Origin of the sequence: Microbacterium testaceum (genome assembly GCF_001476655.1) — a bacterium.
GTDB lineage: Bacteria > Actinomycetota > Actinomycetes > Actinomycetales > Microbacteriaceae > Microbacterium > Microbacterium testaceum_C.
In genome coordinates this window covers 1-14,418 of sequence record NZ_LDRT01000118.1, presented here as the reverse complement: position 1 = coordinate 14,418, position 14,418 = coordinate 1, and the positions used below count along the sequence as shown (strand labels likewise).

The window sequence follows — 14,418 nt, the reverse complement described above, 5'->3', positions numbered from 1 at the left end:
ATCCAGATGCCAACCCCAAAGGGTTGGACTTTGATCCAAAGGAATTACTCGCAATCCGCAAAAACGGACCAACGAGGAATAAATTGGCATTTGACAAGTGCACGCTGTTGAGTTCTCAAGGAACGGACGCACCCACAGAAACGATCTCTCGACCTACCCGTGAGGCAGTTCACTTCTATATGCGCCACATGCGGCCGTCAACACGACAAAAAACGCTTCTCGAGGAAGATCTTGTGTCGATGACAGGCGCCGAGTGGCAGGATCCCAACTGTAGACCAGAGAGTAGAAACTCTCAAGTGTGAGTGTTGGGGGTGGTTCACCGCTTGAGAGGACGCGGGGCCTTTCGGCCGCTCCGCTCTCCCCTGTGGGGCGAACAAGTAATAAGTTACGCGGATCCCACCGACTCGTCCAATCCACAGCACCGCCCGGGCGTGTCGCACCCCCGAAACCGCGGAATCACGCGGATTTCACGTCCACCGGTCGAGGCCACCCCAACCGCCGACCCATGACTCCAGGTGAGGTTCGTCCGCCAGGACGTGGACTCCGCTCGCGTCGAGATCGCCGGAGGCGAAACCGACGGGCTGTCCCCATCGCTCTTCTCTGCGGCGCGCCCGTCGTGAGACCGCCTCCCCCACGACCGTCCCCTCGGCGCTCCGCAGGGTGAGCCGTCCCTCGTCCCCCTGTCCGAGATCGGCGAGGCGCTTGCGGAGTTCGTCCACCTCGCCCATGACCACGGGATGGTTGAGGCGCAGCACGACGCGCGCGTCGGGGGTCTCGCCGACCGTGACCCGCGGATCGGAGGTCAGCGCGAGCGCGGCGGGTGCGGCATCCAGGATGACCGTCGCCCGGGGGAACGACGCGAGGATCGAATCGACGCACAGGAAGGTCGCGGCAGGGCTCGCGTCGCCGGCGAGGTGCACCGCGACGTCGGGGGTCGCCGGGAACAGACCGCGGCCGGTCGAACCGGCGACAGGGATCATCGCGGCGAGGGCGAGCGTCTGCGCGTTGCCCTCGCTCAGGCGGTCGACACCGGCGCGCCCGGCCCACTCGGGACCGTCGTGCCAGGCCACCGCCGCAGGGACATGGGCGAACACGGCACCCGCCTGCCAGGCACGGTGCGCCCACTCCCAGTCCTCGCCGCCGTAAGACGTGAAGCTCTCCTCGAACCCTCCGACGTCATCGAACATCGCCCGCGAGCACGCCATGACCGCACCGATCACGTAGCGGTAGCTGCGGTCATCGGCGTCGAGGAGGTTCCCCGTCCGCGCGTAGGCGTCGAGGAGCCACTGCGGCTCCGGCAACTCGACGGCCGGAGCCGCCGCGGCGACCGGTGCCGTCGTCTCGATGCCCGCGAAATCGGCGTGCCGTCGTCGACCGACCGTGACCGCTTCGGGGAGCAGAGCGGGCAGGCGCGTCATCGCCCGGACGTATCCGGGCTCAGGCGACGTGTCGGCGTCGAGGAAGCACAAGACCTCCCCCGTGCTGGCCTCGACGCCGCGGTTCCGGGCGGCCGCCGCACGAAACCCGAGATCGGGCTGGCTCACCACGCGCACCCCCGCGGGCACGACCGGGGCCGTGGGAGAACCGTCGTCGGCCACGACGATCTCGAGCAGATCGGCGGGGTAATCCTGGTTCGCGAGGGCGTGAAGGGTGCGCTCGAGCTCCGCCTGCTGGGCGTAATGGGTGACGATGACGCTCACCCGCGCCAGGCGCGATGGCTCGTCGACCTCGTCCCAGCGGTTGCCGACGACCCAGCCGCGCCCGTTCACGAGAGCACCTCGTCCCACCAGCGAAGGTAGGCGCGGGCCGCGTCGGCGCGGTCGAACGGGACGGGGTGGATGCCATGCCAGGTCGAGGACGTGTCGTCGACGGCGTCGCGGATGGCCGCGGGGAGGGCGTCGGGTTCGACCACGGCGAGCGCGCCCGGACGCAACGCGGACATCTCGTCGATATAGCGGTTGCGGACCGCGACGGGGCGACGACCCCAGCCGATCCACGAGGCCAGCGACCCCGACGCCGACACGTGCCGATGGGCGATGACCGGCACGGCGACCGCGCCCGCGCGCGTCGCCATCGCCGTATCGTCCAGCCACCCGGTGACCTCGACGGCGACACCCTGGTCAGCGGCACCGCGCACGAAGGCATCCAGTTCGGCGGCGTGCCCGTCGGACGCCCGCCCCAGCACCGTGAGCCGCGTCAGTCCGGCCTCACGCGTCGCGGCGAGAGCCTCGTCGTGGCCCTTCCCCGGGTAGAAGTACCCGAGCACCCCGACGGCGGCGTCCGGAGCGGGGCGGTGCTGCACCGGCTGCGAGGCGACAGGAAGAGGAACCACCGCGACGGGGCCGTCCCAGACACCCTCTTCGACGAGCAGCGCGCGCTCGTGCGTGCTGTTCACCGCGACGCCCGCGGCGGCTCGCGCCACCGCGGCGTAGAACGCGCGACGGCGGGGACGGTTGCGTTCCCCGTCGGAGGCCTGGGGGACGTCGTGCAGTGTGACGGTCAACGGATGACGCTGGGCGAGCGCGAGGACGTGCTCGGTCGCCTCCTCGGGCGAGCTTCCCCACAGACGATCGGTGACCTGCGCGTGAACCGGGGTGCCCGGCGCGAGCGACACGATCTCCTCGGGAGCGACCGCTCGCGGGTTCGCGCCGATCTCGGCGAGCGCCGCGGCCGCTTCTCGCCCGAACACCGCCACCCCGTGTGGGCCCGGGTGGACGAGCAGTACCGGCGCGGTCCCCACGGGGGTGGCCGTCATGCCGCCCGCCACCGACGCAGAAGCGGGGCGATCCGCGTGACCGCCGCCGTGACGAAGTCGGGATGATCGGCGTACCACGCGCGGTGGGCCTCGGCGACGGTTTCGGCGGCCAGGGGCTCGCCCGCGACGATCCAGTCGGGCTGGGGCTCGGCATCCAGGCTCCACGCGTCCACGACCCACTCCTCGAGGGGGGCGCGGACGCCGGCGAGGATCGGTCGGCCCGGGTCGACCGCCTGACCGGGGGCGCCGAGGGCGGCGGCCAGCCGCTCGCCCAGGGGGAGGAATACGGCGTTCCCCGGGTGATTGACCGTGCGGGCGAGGTCGGCGACGACGGGAGAGAACAGGTCGGATGCCTTCACGTCGAGGCCCAGCCCCTCTCGACGGCGCAGCTCGGCGACGGACTCCGCGGCGACCTCTCGGACAGATGCGCGCGGCAGAGTCCGGGCGACGGGAAGACCCGCCGCCTCGGCGAGGAGCCGGACGTCGTGGTACGCGACGAGAGGCGGGTCGGGCTCGAACCCGGGGAGGCGCAGGACCACCTGGAAGGGGTGCAGACCGGCGTAACGGATCGAGGGGACGAGGACGATGCGCGCCTCGGACGGGAGCGATGCGCGCAGCTGCGCCGTCCCGAGCGGGAGCCCCCGGTAGTCGTCGCGCACGGGTTGCGCGACGAGGAACGACGCGTGGGAGAGGACCTCGTGAAGGCGCGCGGTCTCGACGTCCGTCAGCTCGTGGACCGCAGGAATGCGGATGGCGGGAAGCGCATCGGAGGTGATGACCAGACGCAGGGACTCGGCTTGGCAGTTGCCGACGACCACCCCGAACCGGGACGGCAACGGCGCCTCGCCGAAGAACTCGGCGTAGTGACGCCGACGCGCTAGCACCGGGCCGTCATGGTCCGCAAGGCTCGTGGCCCCGCTCTTGCCGCCGCTCATGATGTGAACGTATCCGTCGGTGCCGTCGTCGTCCCAACCGCCCCGTTGCATTGCGATGTCTCCGTCGATGCGGTACGCGCACCGACGAAGTCAGCTGCACGAGAAGGAGAGAGAATCGACGTCCCCACCATCCCCCCGATCCGCGTGGCCGCGGTGCCGTCTTCGCATCCGTACGTCGATGCCGTCACCGATCCCCGGGCGGTGCGTCTGCTCGGCGATCCCCCGGTGCCCGGAGCACCGGAGGGCCAGTGGTGGCCGCCGCAGGCACTGCTTCCCGCGTGGCTCGAGGAGCACGCGTCCGAGTTCGACCTCGTGCACCTGCACTTCGGGATGGAGTCGTACACACCCGCGGAACTGGCGGCGACCGTCGCCACGCTGCGGCGGTTGAACCGGCCGCTCGTGTACACCGTCCACGATCTGGAGAACCCCCAGCTCTCGTCCCAGGACGAGCACTGCGCCGCGCTGGCCGTGTTGACCGCGGCGGCCACGGAGCTGATCACCCTGACCGATTCCGCCGACGCCGAGGTGCGGCGGGAGTACGGCCGCTCCACGACCGTCATCCCCCACCCGACGCTCATCGCCTCGGCGACCTCGCACGGCGGGACCGCGCAGACGATGACGCGCGTGGGTGTGCACCTGCGAGATCTGCGGCCCAACATCGACGGCGTCGGTACCGTCGCGACCATCGTGCGCGCCGTCGCCGACCTCCGGGCCGAGGGCGCCCGCATCGAGGCCGTCGTGCGCGTGAACGAACGGGTCCGCGACGCGGAGGCCGCGGCATCCATCGCTCTCCTGGCGGCGGACGCGGACGGCGTGACGATCGAGCGCGGGACCCGCCTGGACGACGACGAACTTCAACGGTGGCTCTCCGACCTCGATGCATGCCTCCTGCCGTACCGGCACGGCACGCAGTCGGGGTGGGCGGAGCTCTGCTTCGACCTCGCGGTGCCCGTGATCGGTACGCGGGTCGGGCACATCGCCGCGCAGCACCCGCGGGACTTCCACGCCTTCACCGTGGGTGATCCGATCGCGCTCGCCCGTGCGATCACGGATGCCACCGCTCCGGCGTGGTCGACACCCGGCTCGCCGCGACGTGCCGAGGAGGTCGAGCGGCGACGCAGCGACCGTGCCACCGAACGCGCCGCCGTGCGGGACGCCCACGTACGCGTGTACCGCCGGGCCCTGCGGATGGTGGCCGCAGCATGACCCGCGCATCGCGGCCCCTGCGCGTGCTCGTCGTCGCGCCCTCGCGCTACCCCTTGCGACAGCCCCACGCGGGCGGCCTCGAGGCCACCGTCTGGGACCGCGTGCGCTGGTTGCGGGCGCGCGGGCACGAGGTGACGCTGTGCGCGGCGGAGGGTTCGGACTTCCTCAGCGACATCCCCGAGTTCCGCCTCCCGACGCCCGAGTGGACGCGCCCGGAGGATTCCTCCGACACGGACTATCCGCTCGGGTACGCCCTTTCCGTCGATGCCGCGTTCGACGCCGCGCGTCAGCGGCTGATCGCCGACCGGCACCTGTTCGACGTCGTGGACAATCACAGCCTTCATCCGGCCCCCATCCGCTGGAGCGACGAGGCGGGAATCCCGGTGGTCACGACCCTGCACACCCCGCCGCTGGAGTCGCTGCTCGAGGCCGCTGCAGAGGTGCGCGACAGCCCACACCGTTTCGTGGCCGTCAGCCAGGCGACCGCTCGCGCCTGGTCGGTGGAGGGAATCGACGCGTTCGTCTTCCCCAACGGCATCGACACCGACCAGTGGACACGCGGCAATGGCGGGACGTCATGGGTGTGGTCGGGACGGGTCGTCCCGGAGAAGGCCCCCCATCTGGCGATCGAAGCCGCGCGCGCCGTCGGCGCCCATATCGTCCTGGCGGGACGGATCGGCGACGTCGACTACTTCGAGCAGGAGGTCGTCCCCCGCCTCGGCCCGCACGCACGGTACGTCGGACCGCTGCGCCAACCGGACCTGTGCCGTCTCGTCGGCTCCTCCGCCGTCGCTCTCGTGACCCCCATGTGGGAGGAGCCGTTCGGGTTGGTGATCGCGGAAGCGCTCGCCACCGGCACGCCCGTCGCCGCCTTCGACATCGGCGGGGTGTCGGAGGTCCTCGCGGGGATGCCGGGATCGGCGACCGTCACCGCGGGCGACGTCGTCGCGCTCGGCAAGGCCGCGGCCGATCTCGCCGCGCACGGGGCTCGCGAGCCGCTCACCCGCGTCTGGACACGGCGGGCGGCGGTCCGTCAGCACTCCCTCGCGCAGCGCTACCGCGAGGTGGAACGCGTGCTGTCGCACGTCGCCCAGCCTGTCGCCGCGCGGCGGGTGCCGGCGGTGTCGTGGTGATCGGCTGGTACGTCCACCACCACGGTTTCGGTCATGTCGCCCGGTTCCTCGCCGTGCAGCCGCACCTACGGACCCCCGTCGTGGCGTTCTCGTCGATGGCCCGGCCGGTGGGGCTCGACCCGGCGGTCGACTGGGTCGAGCTTCCTCCGGACGCCGACGTCTCCGAGGCCGCCGACGGCTCCGTGGTCGATCCCCGTGACGCCGAGCCGACGGCACGGGGGGCACTTCACTGGGCACCGCACGACCACCCGGGCCACCGTGCGCGCCTGGCGATGATCGCCCGTGTCGCGTCCGATCAGGCGCTGCGCGCCTTCGTGGTCGACGTGAGCGCCGAGGTGGTCGCGTTCGCGCGTCTACTCGGGCTGCGGACCGTGTCGGTGACCCAGCCCGGGGTGCGCACGGATGCGCCTCACGCCCTCGCCTATGCGCTCGCCGACCGCATCATCGCGCCGTGGCCGCACGGGGCGGTCCCTGCCCCCGGGCTCGCCGCGCACGGGGAGCGCGTCGTCTGGACGGGCGGGATCTCGCGGTTCGACGGACGGCCCCCGGGGGTCGCGGACGCTACCCCCTCCGTGCTCCTCCTCGGCGGGGTGCTCGACGCCGAGACGCGCGTGTCGGTCACGGCGTTGCTCTGCGAACGAGGGTGGGAGGTCACGGCCATCGGGCATGATGATGCCTCCCGGGTCAGCGATCCGTGGCCGGCGATCGGTCGGAGCACGGTGGTCGTCACCGCGGCCGGGCAGAACAGCGTGGCCGACCTCGCGGCATCCGGAGCCCGCGCCGTCGTGATCGCCCAGGACCGCCCCTTCGACGAGCAGCAGGCGACCGCTGACGCGCTCGGGAACTGGGGGCTCGCGCGGCGCGCGCACGCAGACGTTTCAGCCTCTGGCCTGGTAGAAATCATCGAAGAAGCTGCGCACGACGAGCCCGACTGGACGCGCTGGCAGGTCGCCGGGGGCGCGGCGCGGATGGCTGCGGCCGTCGAGGGGGTGCTGCCGTGAGGACCGCCGTCATCACCGTCGCCTCCGCCGCGCGCCACGACCACCTCCGACGACAGCGCCGCGTGCTCGCCGAGGTGGCCGACGACATCGTGCGGGTGGAGGCATGGCTCGACGAGACGCCGCCCGACGGCATCCGGGATGCCGGGACCCACACGCTGCACGTGCCGCGGGGACCGCACGGATTCCGCGTGGGCGAGGGACGCAATCGGGCCGCGGAGACGGCGATCGCCGCGGGCGCGGAACTGCTCGTCTTCCTCGACGTGGACTGCCTCCCGGGGCCGGAGCTTCTCCCCGGGTACCGGGCGGCCGCACGCGCCGAACCCGACGCACTCCTGGCCGGCCCTGTCACGTATCTGGCGAGCGTACAGCGCCCCGAATCAGCCGCCGACCTCCCGTTTCTTCGTCGCCCGCATCGAGCGCGACCCGCGCTGCCGGCCGGTGACACGCGGGCCGCAACGTCCGCCGAGTACGACCTGTTCTGGTCGCTGTCCTTCGCCGCGACCCCCTCGACCTGGGAGCGTCTGGGTGGCTTCCACACCGGGTACGAGGGCTACGGAGCGGAGGACACCGACCTCGCGTGGACGGCTCGAGAACGCGGTGTCCCCTTGCGCTGGATCGGCGGAGCGGATGCCTTTCACCAGTGGCATCCGGTGTCGTCTCCGCCGTGGCAGCACCTGGACGACATCCTTCGCAACGGGGCGACGTTCCACGGACGGTGGGGCGTCTGGCCCATGGGCGGGTGGCTCGACGCCTTCGCCGCGGCCGGGGCGATCGAGCGCCGTGGCGAAGGATGGGTGCGGGTGGACTGAGCGGTCGCCTCAGGCCACGACGGCCCGCAGCGCATCGACGATCCGTGTCGCACGCGGGTCGACGGCCTCCATCCAGTTGGTGACGAAGGCGAAACCCACCCGCGACTCGCGGTCGGCGAACGCGACCTGTCCGCCGGCGCCGTCGTGACCGAAGCTCGATCCGCCGAGGAACCGGCGCGCGTCCGAGTCGAGCTGGAAGCCCGAGGCCCAGCGCGGCCAGGGGGCGGGTGCGGGGAAGACGGGCGCGCCCGCCGTGCGTTCGCGGGTCACGATCCGCACGGTGTCGTCATCGAGCAGGCGCACCCCGTCGGTGTCGGCGACGGTGGCCGACCACATCGCCGCGACCGCCCGTGCCGTCGCGATCGCCCCGGCACCGGGGATGACCGCGGCCCGCACGTCGTCGGCGTTGAAGCCGTCGTCGTCGGTGACCAGCGTCTCGGGAAGGACTCCCCCGAGCGTCATCGCGCGCTCCTGCCAGTCGATGGTCGAGGGATCCCGGGACGCCCGCTGCCGCTCCACGAGGGCGGACAGCGTGGGTCCGACGCGGAGGTGCGCGACGGAGGCGGCGACCTCCGGCGGCATCCCGAGCCACGCTCCCCCGCCGACGGACGCGGCCATCTCGGCGAAGGCCTCGCCCGGGTCCGTCCCACCCGCCCGACGCACGATCTCGCCGGACAGCCAGCCATGGGTGAGAGCGTGGTACGCCCACGCCGTGCCCGGTTCCCACAGGGGTTCCTGCGCGGCCAGCAGCGTCGTCATCGCGTCGAAGTCCCGCAGCTGCTCGCGCGAGACGCTCACCCGAGGCGCGGACACACCGGCACGATGGGCGAGGGCGTCGCCGACGCTCACGAGGTGCTTGCCATGCGCACCGAACTCGGGCCAGATCGCGCTCAACGGCTCGTCGAGATCGAGGCGCCCGGATGCCACGAGCCGCGCGACGAGGATCGACATGAGCCCTTTCGTGCTCGAGAAGACGACCGACGGCGTCTCCCGCTCCCACGGACGACCGGTGCGGCCGTCGGCGACGCCTCCCCACAGGTCGACGACGGCCCGTCCGTCGACGCGGACCGCGAGCGCGGCGCCCATCTCGGGGAGGCCGTCGAAGGCGACCGCGAACGCTTCTCCGACGCGCTCGTAACCGGGGGCGACCGTGCCCTTCACGGCGGTCACCGGTCCTCCCCCGCGACTTCGAGCCGGTCACCGTTCCACCGGAGAGCGAGGGGGTCGGAGAGGGTTCCGACGAACGATCCGTCCGACGAGACGTTCTCGAAGGCGAGCATCACCGCCCGACCGTCGGCATCTTCGGCGATCCGCCCGCTGTACAGGCTCTCCGCCGTGACGAGGGTCGCCCGCTCGATCGGGTACGGACCACGCGGATCGTCGAGGGCGACGGCCCAGATGCCGCCCGTCCGCCCGTGGCGGTCGCCGGCGAGGTGAGCCGAGTCGCACGAGAACACCAGCACCCAGCGTCCGTCGACGCGGACGACCTGCGGCACCTCGAGATGAGCGAAGCCCGCGCCCGGCCGGCTCAGCGGGGGCCGCACCTCCCACCGGTGCAGGTCGGGCGACCATGCGTGACCGATGACCCCGCGGTCGCGCGAGTCCGCATCGCCCGCTCGCGCGGTGACGAGCATGTGCCACCCGTCCCCATCGGGGTCGGCGAACACCCAGGGATCGCGCCAGGCCTCTTCGTGCCAGGTCTGCGCCTCGAGGGTCTCGTACCAGCGCGGGTCGGCGGACACCACGACGGCGGAATCCTTGGTCCAGGTAGCCAGGTCGGCCGAGGACGCCGCGAGGACCGTCTCGACGTTCGTGATGGCCCCGTCGCGAAGGAACCGGGATCCGGTGTAGAACATGCGCCACTCGGCATCCGTCCGCACGATGCTCCCCGTCCACGTCGCCGTGGCGTCCGGCGCGTGCCCCCCGGACGGCTCGAGCACCGTGCCGTGGACCGTCCAGGAGCGGAGGTCGTCGGAGGTGGCGTATCCGACGCTCGCGTTGCGGTGGCGCAGGTCGGGGTCGCCGAGGCTCATCGGGGCCTGCAGGAACATCATGTGGTGGGTGTCGCCGTCACGGGCGAGCCAGAAGTCCCAGACCCAGTGGTCGGGCAGCGTGAACGTCATGAAGATCCGTTTCGAGGAGGAAGCGGGCGATCAGCCCTTGACGGCGCCCTGGACGAGGGCGCGGATGAACTGGCGCTGGAACACGAGGAAAAGCAGCACCGCGGGAGTGATGATGATCAGCGCGCCGGCGTTGAGGAGGGGGATGCTGAGCGAGTACTGCCCCTGGAAGAAGGTCAGGGCACCGGCGACCGTGCGCTGCAGCGGGTCGGCGATGAGGACGACGGGGAGCAGGAACTGGTTCCACGTCCAGATGAACAGCAGGATCGCCAGCGCCGAGAGCGCCGGGGCGGCGAGGGGGAGCTGGATGCTGCGGAACTCGCGCCAGATCGAGGCCCCGTCGACGCGCGCGGCCTCGGACAGCTCGCGAGGCACATTGACGAAATGCGCGCGCATCCAGAAGACGCCGAACGGCATGTAGAGCCCGATCAGGGGGAAGATCACGGCCCACGGGGTGTTCACGGTGCCCATCGACTGCGCCTGGTAATACAGCGGGATGATCAGCGCCTCGAACGGGATCGTCAGGCCGAGGACGAAGAACACCAGGATGCCGCGCCCGAAGCGCACCTGCAGGGCACCGAGCGCGAAGCCCGCGAGGGTCGCGGCGACGAGGCTCACCGGCACCACGCCCAGCACGATGAGCACACTCGAGCCCATGAGCTGCCACACATGGCCCGTCTCGAACGCGGTGGCGAAGTTGCCCCACTGCGGGTCGGACGGCCAGGTCAGGCCGGTCGGGTTCTGATCGGCGGGCTGAAGCGCCGCGGAGAACATGCTGATCAGGGGCAGCAGCGTCACGATGGTCGCGACGCTCAGGAGGACGATCCCGAGGTAACGCTCGGTGCGGCTGGCGATCACGAGTCACTCGCTCTCGAGAGGCGTTGGATGGGGAGGACCACGATGAGCACCAGGACCATGAGCACGATGCCGAAGGCCGAGGCCAGGCCCACGTCGCTCTGGGTGAAGCCGATGCGGAAGATCGACAGGCCCGGCACGAGGGTCGCGCGGCCGGGGCCGCCCTGGGTCGAGGTGTAGATGATGTCGAAGCTCGACAGCGCGGCGATGACGGTGACGGTGACGAGCACCGCGATCTCCTGCCGGAGGCCCGGGAGGGTGATCGTGAAGAACTCCCGCCACCACCCGGCGCCGTCGAGGCGGATGGCCTCGTACAGCGAGACGTCGATCTTGCCGAGACCGGTGAGCAGCAGCACGGTGCACAGCCCCGTGAGCACCCACGACCCGATCAGGCCGACGGCCGGCAGCGCCGTGCCGTAGTCGGCGAGCCACGGGCGGGTGATCCACCCGAGTCCCAGCCAACCGAGGATCTGATTGACCGCGCCGGTCTGGGCGTACATCCACGACCAGGCGATGCCTGCCGCGGCGAGGGGGATGATCTGCGGGAGGAACAGCACCGTCTGCGCGGTCGCGGCGAAGGCCTTGTAGCGGATGCCGCGGATCAGGGTGGCCAAGACGAGCCCGAGGCTCACGGGGATCAGGGTGAAGAACGCGATGAGGATGAAGGCGTTGCGGATGGCCCCGAGCAGATCGGGGTCGGTGAACACCGTGAGGTAGTTCCCGAAACCCACCCAGCGGGCCACGCCGATGCCGTTCCAGTCGTAGAACGAGTACTGCACGCCCTGGATGAGCGGCCAGACCACGAAGCCGACGTAGAAACCCAGGGCGGGGACGAGGAGCAGCCACCCGGCGAGGGTCGCCCGTCGGGCCGCCGCGCGTGCGGCGGCCCGACGTGGCGGTGCGGTCGTCGTCGCCTGCGCGACGTCGCTCTGTCGAGGGGCCGCCGCGACGGCGACCGCACGGTCGGTCATTTGGTGCCGACCTCGCTCTCGTAGAACTTCTGCACGCGGTCGACGAAGTCCTGGCCGCTGATCTGGCTCGTCACCAGAAGCTGCGACTCGGGGATGATCGAGCCCGCGTAGATGCCCGCGGTGGTGTTGGCCATGAAGTCGACCTGACCGTCCTCGGCTCCGATCTGCGCCGACATCTTCAGCGCGTTCTCGATGAGGGAACCGGGCTGCACGGTCGGGAGTGCTTCGGCGGGGTCGCCACCGGGCGAGGCGCCCGTGACGTCGACGATGATCTGGCGGGCCGCCGGGTCGGTGTGCACCCAGTTGAGGAAGTACACGATCTCGTTGATGTGCGGGGACTTCGCCGCCACCGAGAACGAGTTGGCCGCGCCCATCGCGACGTGGTTCGCCCCGGCCTCGGCCGGCGGGACGAGGAAGAACTCGACGTTGGAACCGAGAGCCTTCTGGTAGTTCGCGGCCTCCCAGTTGCCGTTGAACGTGAACAGGCCCTCGCCGCCCGAGAAGCGACTCGTGAAGGTGAAGTAGTCGATCGCGTTGATGTCGGAGGGGAAGTAGCCGGCATCCGCCCACTTGCGCACCAATTCGGCGCCCTCGACGTTCCCGGGCTCGTCGTAACGCGCACCCGGTTCGTTGAACATCCACGACAGGAACTGGGCCTTGTCGACGTACTGGTTCATCGCGGCCTGAACGACGAAGTTGACGACGCCGTCCTTGTCGCCCGCCATGATCGGCAGGATGCCGGCCGCCTTGGCCTTGGCCATGTCGGCCTCGAGCTCGGCCAGCGTCTGCGGCGGGGAGTCGATGCCGAGCTGCGAAGCCAGGGTCGTGTTCATGTAGATGCCCGTGATGCTGTAGCCGAGGCCCAGCTGGTACAGCGAACCGGAACCGCGCACGCCCTCGTCGTTCATCCGCAACGGAGCGAGCTGCGACGCCGGCCACGCGCTCCAGCCGTACGCGTCGAAGTACGGATCGAGGTTGGCCACGAGGCCGTCGCGGACGGTGTCGCCCAGGGTGGGGAGGCGGATGAGGTCGGGAGGCGTCGAGCTGGCGAGAAGCTTCGGTGCGTTGGCGGTCAGGTTCTGGAACGTGTCGCGGTTGATCTTGAAGGTCACGTTCGGGTGCTGCTTGGTGAACTCCTCGGTCAGCTTGTCGGTGACCGGGAAGCCCGTCTCGTCGGCGATCGTGAGCTCGACCGGGTCGCTGGTGAGCTCGGTGTTCACCGTCACGTCGGTCTGTGCGGCGGGGGCGGAGCTGCCGGGCGCGCACCCGGTCAGGACGGCGCCGGTCAGGCCCGCGATGGCCACCAGCGCCAGGGATGCCCCTCGGCGGCGGCGCAGGGAACGGGGGTTCATATCGACTCCTTCGTCAGATGCTGTTCTGCCGGCGCTCGGGTGATTCCGGCGTCGGACCTTCTGGTGCGCTAACCTTTGCTGAAAGGATTTAGCAGCATCATTTACGCAGACGTCCGCGACGCTGTCAAGATCGCTGCGAAGATCGTTACCGCGGCACCGGCGCCGCAGAACGGGGAAGACCGATGGGCAAGAGGGTCACGCTGGCCGACGTCGCCCGCCTCGCCGGGCTGTCCCCGGCCGCGGCGTCCATGATCCTGAACGGCCGCCCCGACACCCGCCTCTCGAAGGATGCGCACGAGCGTGTCCACGCCGCCGCAGCCGAGCTGGGATACCGCCCGAACATGGCGGCCCGGGCTCTGCGCACCGACACGTCTCACACGGTCGGGTTCGTCTCCGACCTCGTCGCCACGACGCGTTTCGCGAGCGGCCTGATCAAGGGGGCGCTCGGCGCCGCCGAGGCGGCCGGCCAGGTCGTCCTCGTGGCGGAGACCGGCGGGGAGCCGGCGCGGGAAGCCGAGGCGGTCTCGGCGCTCCTCGACCGCCAAGTGGACGGCATCATCTTCGCGTCGATGCGCGCACGCGAGACCTTCGTGCCTCCCCTGCCCGCCGGGCTGCGCACGGTGATGCTGAACGCGACCAACGAGGTGCACGGGTGCAGCGTCCTGCCCGACGAGGAGACCGGGGGGCGTCGGGCGATCGAGCTGCTGGTGGAGGCGGGCATCCGCGACGGCATCCTGCTCCTGGGGTATGACGCCCAGGCGGAGCGCGATCTCTTCCGCTCCGACACCGTCTCGGCGCGTGTCCGGGGGATCTCGGCGGCGATGGCCGAGGCGGGGGCGACGTTCCTCCACGAGGAATCGATCTGGCTGTGGGAGCCGGCCCCGGGTTACGAGTTCACCGCCCGTCTGCTCGCCGACGGGATGCGCCCTCGCGCGATCGTGTGCCTGAACGACCGGCTCGCCTTCGGCGCCCTGCAGGCTCTCGGGGACGCGGGGCTCCGCGTCCCGGAGGACGTTTCGCTCGTCTCGTTCGACAACGACGAGCTCGCCGCCTACCTCCGCCCGGGGTTGACGACGATCGGCCTCCCGCACGAGGAGATGGGTCGCCGCGCGGTCGAGCTGCTGCTCACGCCGAGCGGCCCACCCGCGGGACGTCACTTGGTGGACATGCCCGTGGTGATCCGCGAGTCGATCCGCCGCCCGTGATCGCGCGGGTTCTCCACGGCTGAGCGTCCAGAACACCCGGAACGTGTGACGTTTCGTCCGGGTGTTCTGGACGCTC

At 71.0% G+C, this 14,418-nt stretch carries 14 protein-coding genes; 6 read left to right on the top strand and 8 right to left on the bottom strand.

All coding sequences use genetic code 11. From position 1 onward, the window contains the following. Positions 1–302: hypothetical protein (locus NS220_RS20450; RefSeq protein WP_206543033.1), on the top strand; the 302-nt coding region annotated here is incomplete at its 5' end. Positions 303–467: 165 nt separating this feature from the next. Here the strand turns inward: NS220_RS20450 and NS220_RS14835 are convergent. Genes NS220_RS14835 through NS220_RS14825 form a run of 3 tightly spaced genes read right to left on the bottom strand, consistent with a single transcriptional unit; the run spans position 468 to position 3,741 of the window. Then, positions 468–1,769 (bottom strand): glycosyltransferase family 2 protein, encoded by a 1,302-nt coding sequence (locus NS220_RS14835; protein ID WP_058624797.1) that lies wholly within the window; start codon positions 1,767–1,769, stop codon positions 468–470. Next, on the bottom strand, positions 1,766–2,755 hold the full coding sequence (locus tag NS220_RS14830; protein ID WP_081323203.1) for a hypothetical protein: 990 nt from the start codon (positions 2,753–2,755) through the stop codon (positions 1,766–1,768). The genes NS220_RS14835 and NS220_RS14830 overlap by 4 nt, the downstream gene beginning before the upstream one ends. Further along, on the bottom strand, positions 2,752–3,741 hold the full coding sequence (locus NS220_RS14825; RefSeq protein WP_193755385.1) for a WcbI family polysaccharide biosynthesis putative acetyltransferase: 990 nt from the start codon (positions 3,739–3,741) through the stop codon (positions 2,752–2,754). The genes NS220_RS14830 and NS220_RS14825 overlap by 4 nt, the downstream gene beginning before the upstream one ends. Before the next feature lie 102 nt (positions 3,742–3,843). Between NS220_RS14825 and NS220_RS14820 the strand changes: the two genes are divergently transcribed. The 4 genes from NS220_RS14820 to NS220_RS14805 are packed head-to-tail and all read left to right on the top strand — an operon-like array spanning position 3,844 to position 7,839. After that, positions 3,844–4,896, top strand: a complete 1,053-nt coding sequence (locus NS220_RS14820; RefSeq protein ID WP_193755384.1) for a glycosyltransferase — start codon at positions 3,844–3,846, stop codon at positions 4,894–4,896. Next, positions 4,893–6,029: a glycosyltransferase gene (locus NS220_RS14815; RefSeq protein WP_058624794.1), complete on the top strand. Its 1,137-nt coding sequence runs from the start codon at positions 4,893–4,895 to the stop codon at positions 6,027–6,029. The genes NS220_RS14820 and NS220_RS14815 overlap by 4 nt, the downstream gene beginning before the upstream one ends. After that, entirely contained in the window at positions 6,023–7,030 is a 1,008-nt protein-coding gene (locus tag NS220_RS14810; RefSeq protein ID WP_058624793.1) for a hypothetical protein, read from the top strand. The genes NS220_RS14815 and NS220_RS14810 overlap by 7 nt, the downstream gene beginning before the upstream one ends. Beyond that, entirely contained in the window at positions 7,027–7,839 is an 813-nt protein-coding gene (locus NS220_RS14805) for a glycosyltransferase (RefSeq protein WP_058624792.1), read from the top strand. Before NS220_RS14810 ends, NS220_RS14805 begins: the two co-directional genes overlap by 4 nt. A gap of 9 nt (positions 7,840–7,848) precedes the next feature. On the opposite strand, the gene NS220_RS14800 is transcribed toward NS220_RS14805, so the two are convergent. From NS220_RS14800 to NS220_RS14780, 5 genes are read right to left on the bottom strand one after another with little or no spacing between them, the layout of a single operon-like run. Further along, complete coding sequence (locus NS220_RS14800; RefSeq protein ID WP_058624791.1) at positions 7,849–9,009, bottom strand: serine hydrolase domain-containing protein; 1,161 nt, start codon at positions 9,007–9,009, stop codon at positions 7,849–7,851. Then, positions 9,006–9,962, bottom strand: coding sequence for a glycoside hydrolase family 68 protein (locus NS220_RS14795; RefSeq protein WP_058624790.1), 957 nt, complete (start codon positions 9,960–9,962; stop codon positions 9,006–9,008). Before NS220_RS14795 ends, NS220_RS14800 begins: the two co-directional genes overlap by 4 nt. 30 nt (positions 9,963–9,992) lie before the next feature. After that, the gene (locus NS220_RS14790) at positions 9,993–10,817 is read right to left on the bottom strand and encodes a carbohydrate ABC transporter permease (RefSeq protein WP_058624789.1); all 825 of its coding nucleotides are present in this window, start codon (positions 10,815–10,817) and stop codon (positions 9,993–9,995) included. Then, on the bottom strand, positions 10,814–11,785 hold the full coding sequence (locus NS220_RS14785; protein WP_193755383.1) for a carbohydrate ABC transporter permease: 972 nt from the start codon (positions 11,783–11,785) through the stop codon (positions 10,814–10,816). The genes NS220_RS14790 and NS220_RS14785 overlap by 4 nt, the downstream gene beginning before the upstream one ends. Then, entirely contained in the window at positions 11,782–13,137 is a 1,356-nt protein-coding gene (locus NS220_RS14780; RefSeq protein ID WP_058624788.1) for an ABC transporter substrate-binding protein, read from the bottom strand. The genes NS220_RS14785 and NS220_RS14780 overlap by 4 nt, the downstream gene beginning before the upstream one ends. 182 nt (positions 13,138–13,319) lie before the next feature. Between NS220_RS14780 and NS220_RS14775 the strand changes: the two genes are divergently transcribed. Beyond that, positions 13,320–14,342, top strand: coding sequence for a LacI family DNA-binding transcriptional regulator (locus NS220_RS14775; RefSeq protein ID WP_058624787.1), 1,023 nt, complete (start codon positions 13,320–13,322; stop codon positions 14,340–14,342). The last annotated feature ends 76 nt before the right edge of the window (positions 14,343–14,418 follow it).

Bases quoted from the DNA above. Each gene is read 5' to 3' on its own strand.
- NS220_RS14830 (WP_081323203.1), bottom strand. From the start codon at position 2,755: ATGACGGCCACCCCCGTGGGGACCGCGCCGGTACTGCTCGTCCACCCG.
- NS220_RS14815 (WP_058624794.1), top strand. From the start codon at position 4,893: ATGACCCGCGCATCGCGGCCCCTGCGCGTGCTCGTCGTCGCGCCCTCG.
- NS220_RS14795 (WP_058624790.1), bottom strand. From the start codon at position 9,962: ATGACGTTCACGCTGCCCGACCACTGGGTCTGGGACTTCTGGCTCGCC.
- NS220_RS14785 (WP_193755383.1), bottom strand. From the start codon at position 11,785: ATGACCGACCGTGCGGTCGCCGTCGCGGCGGCCCCTCGACAGAGCGAC.
- NS220_RS14780 (WP_058624788.1), bottom strand. From the start codon at position 13,137: ATGAACCCCCGTTCCCTGCGCCGCCGCCGAGGGGCATCCCTGGCGCTG.
- NS220_RS14825 (WP_193755385.1), bottom strand. From the start codon at position 3,741: ATGCAACGGGGCGGTTGGGACGACGACGGCACCGACGGATACGTTCAC.
- NS220_RS14775 (WP_058624787.1), top strand. From the start codon at position 13,320: ATGGGCAAGAGGGTCACGCTGGCCGACGTCGCCCGCCTCGCCGGGCTG.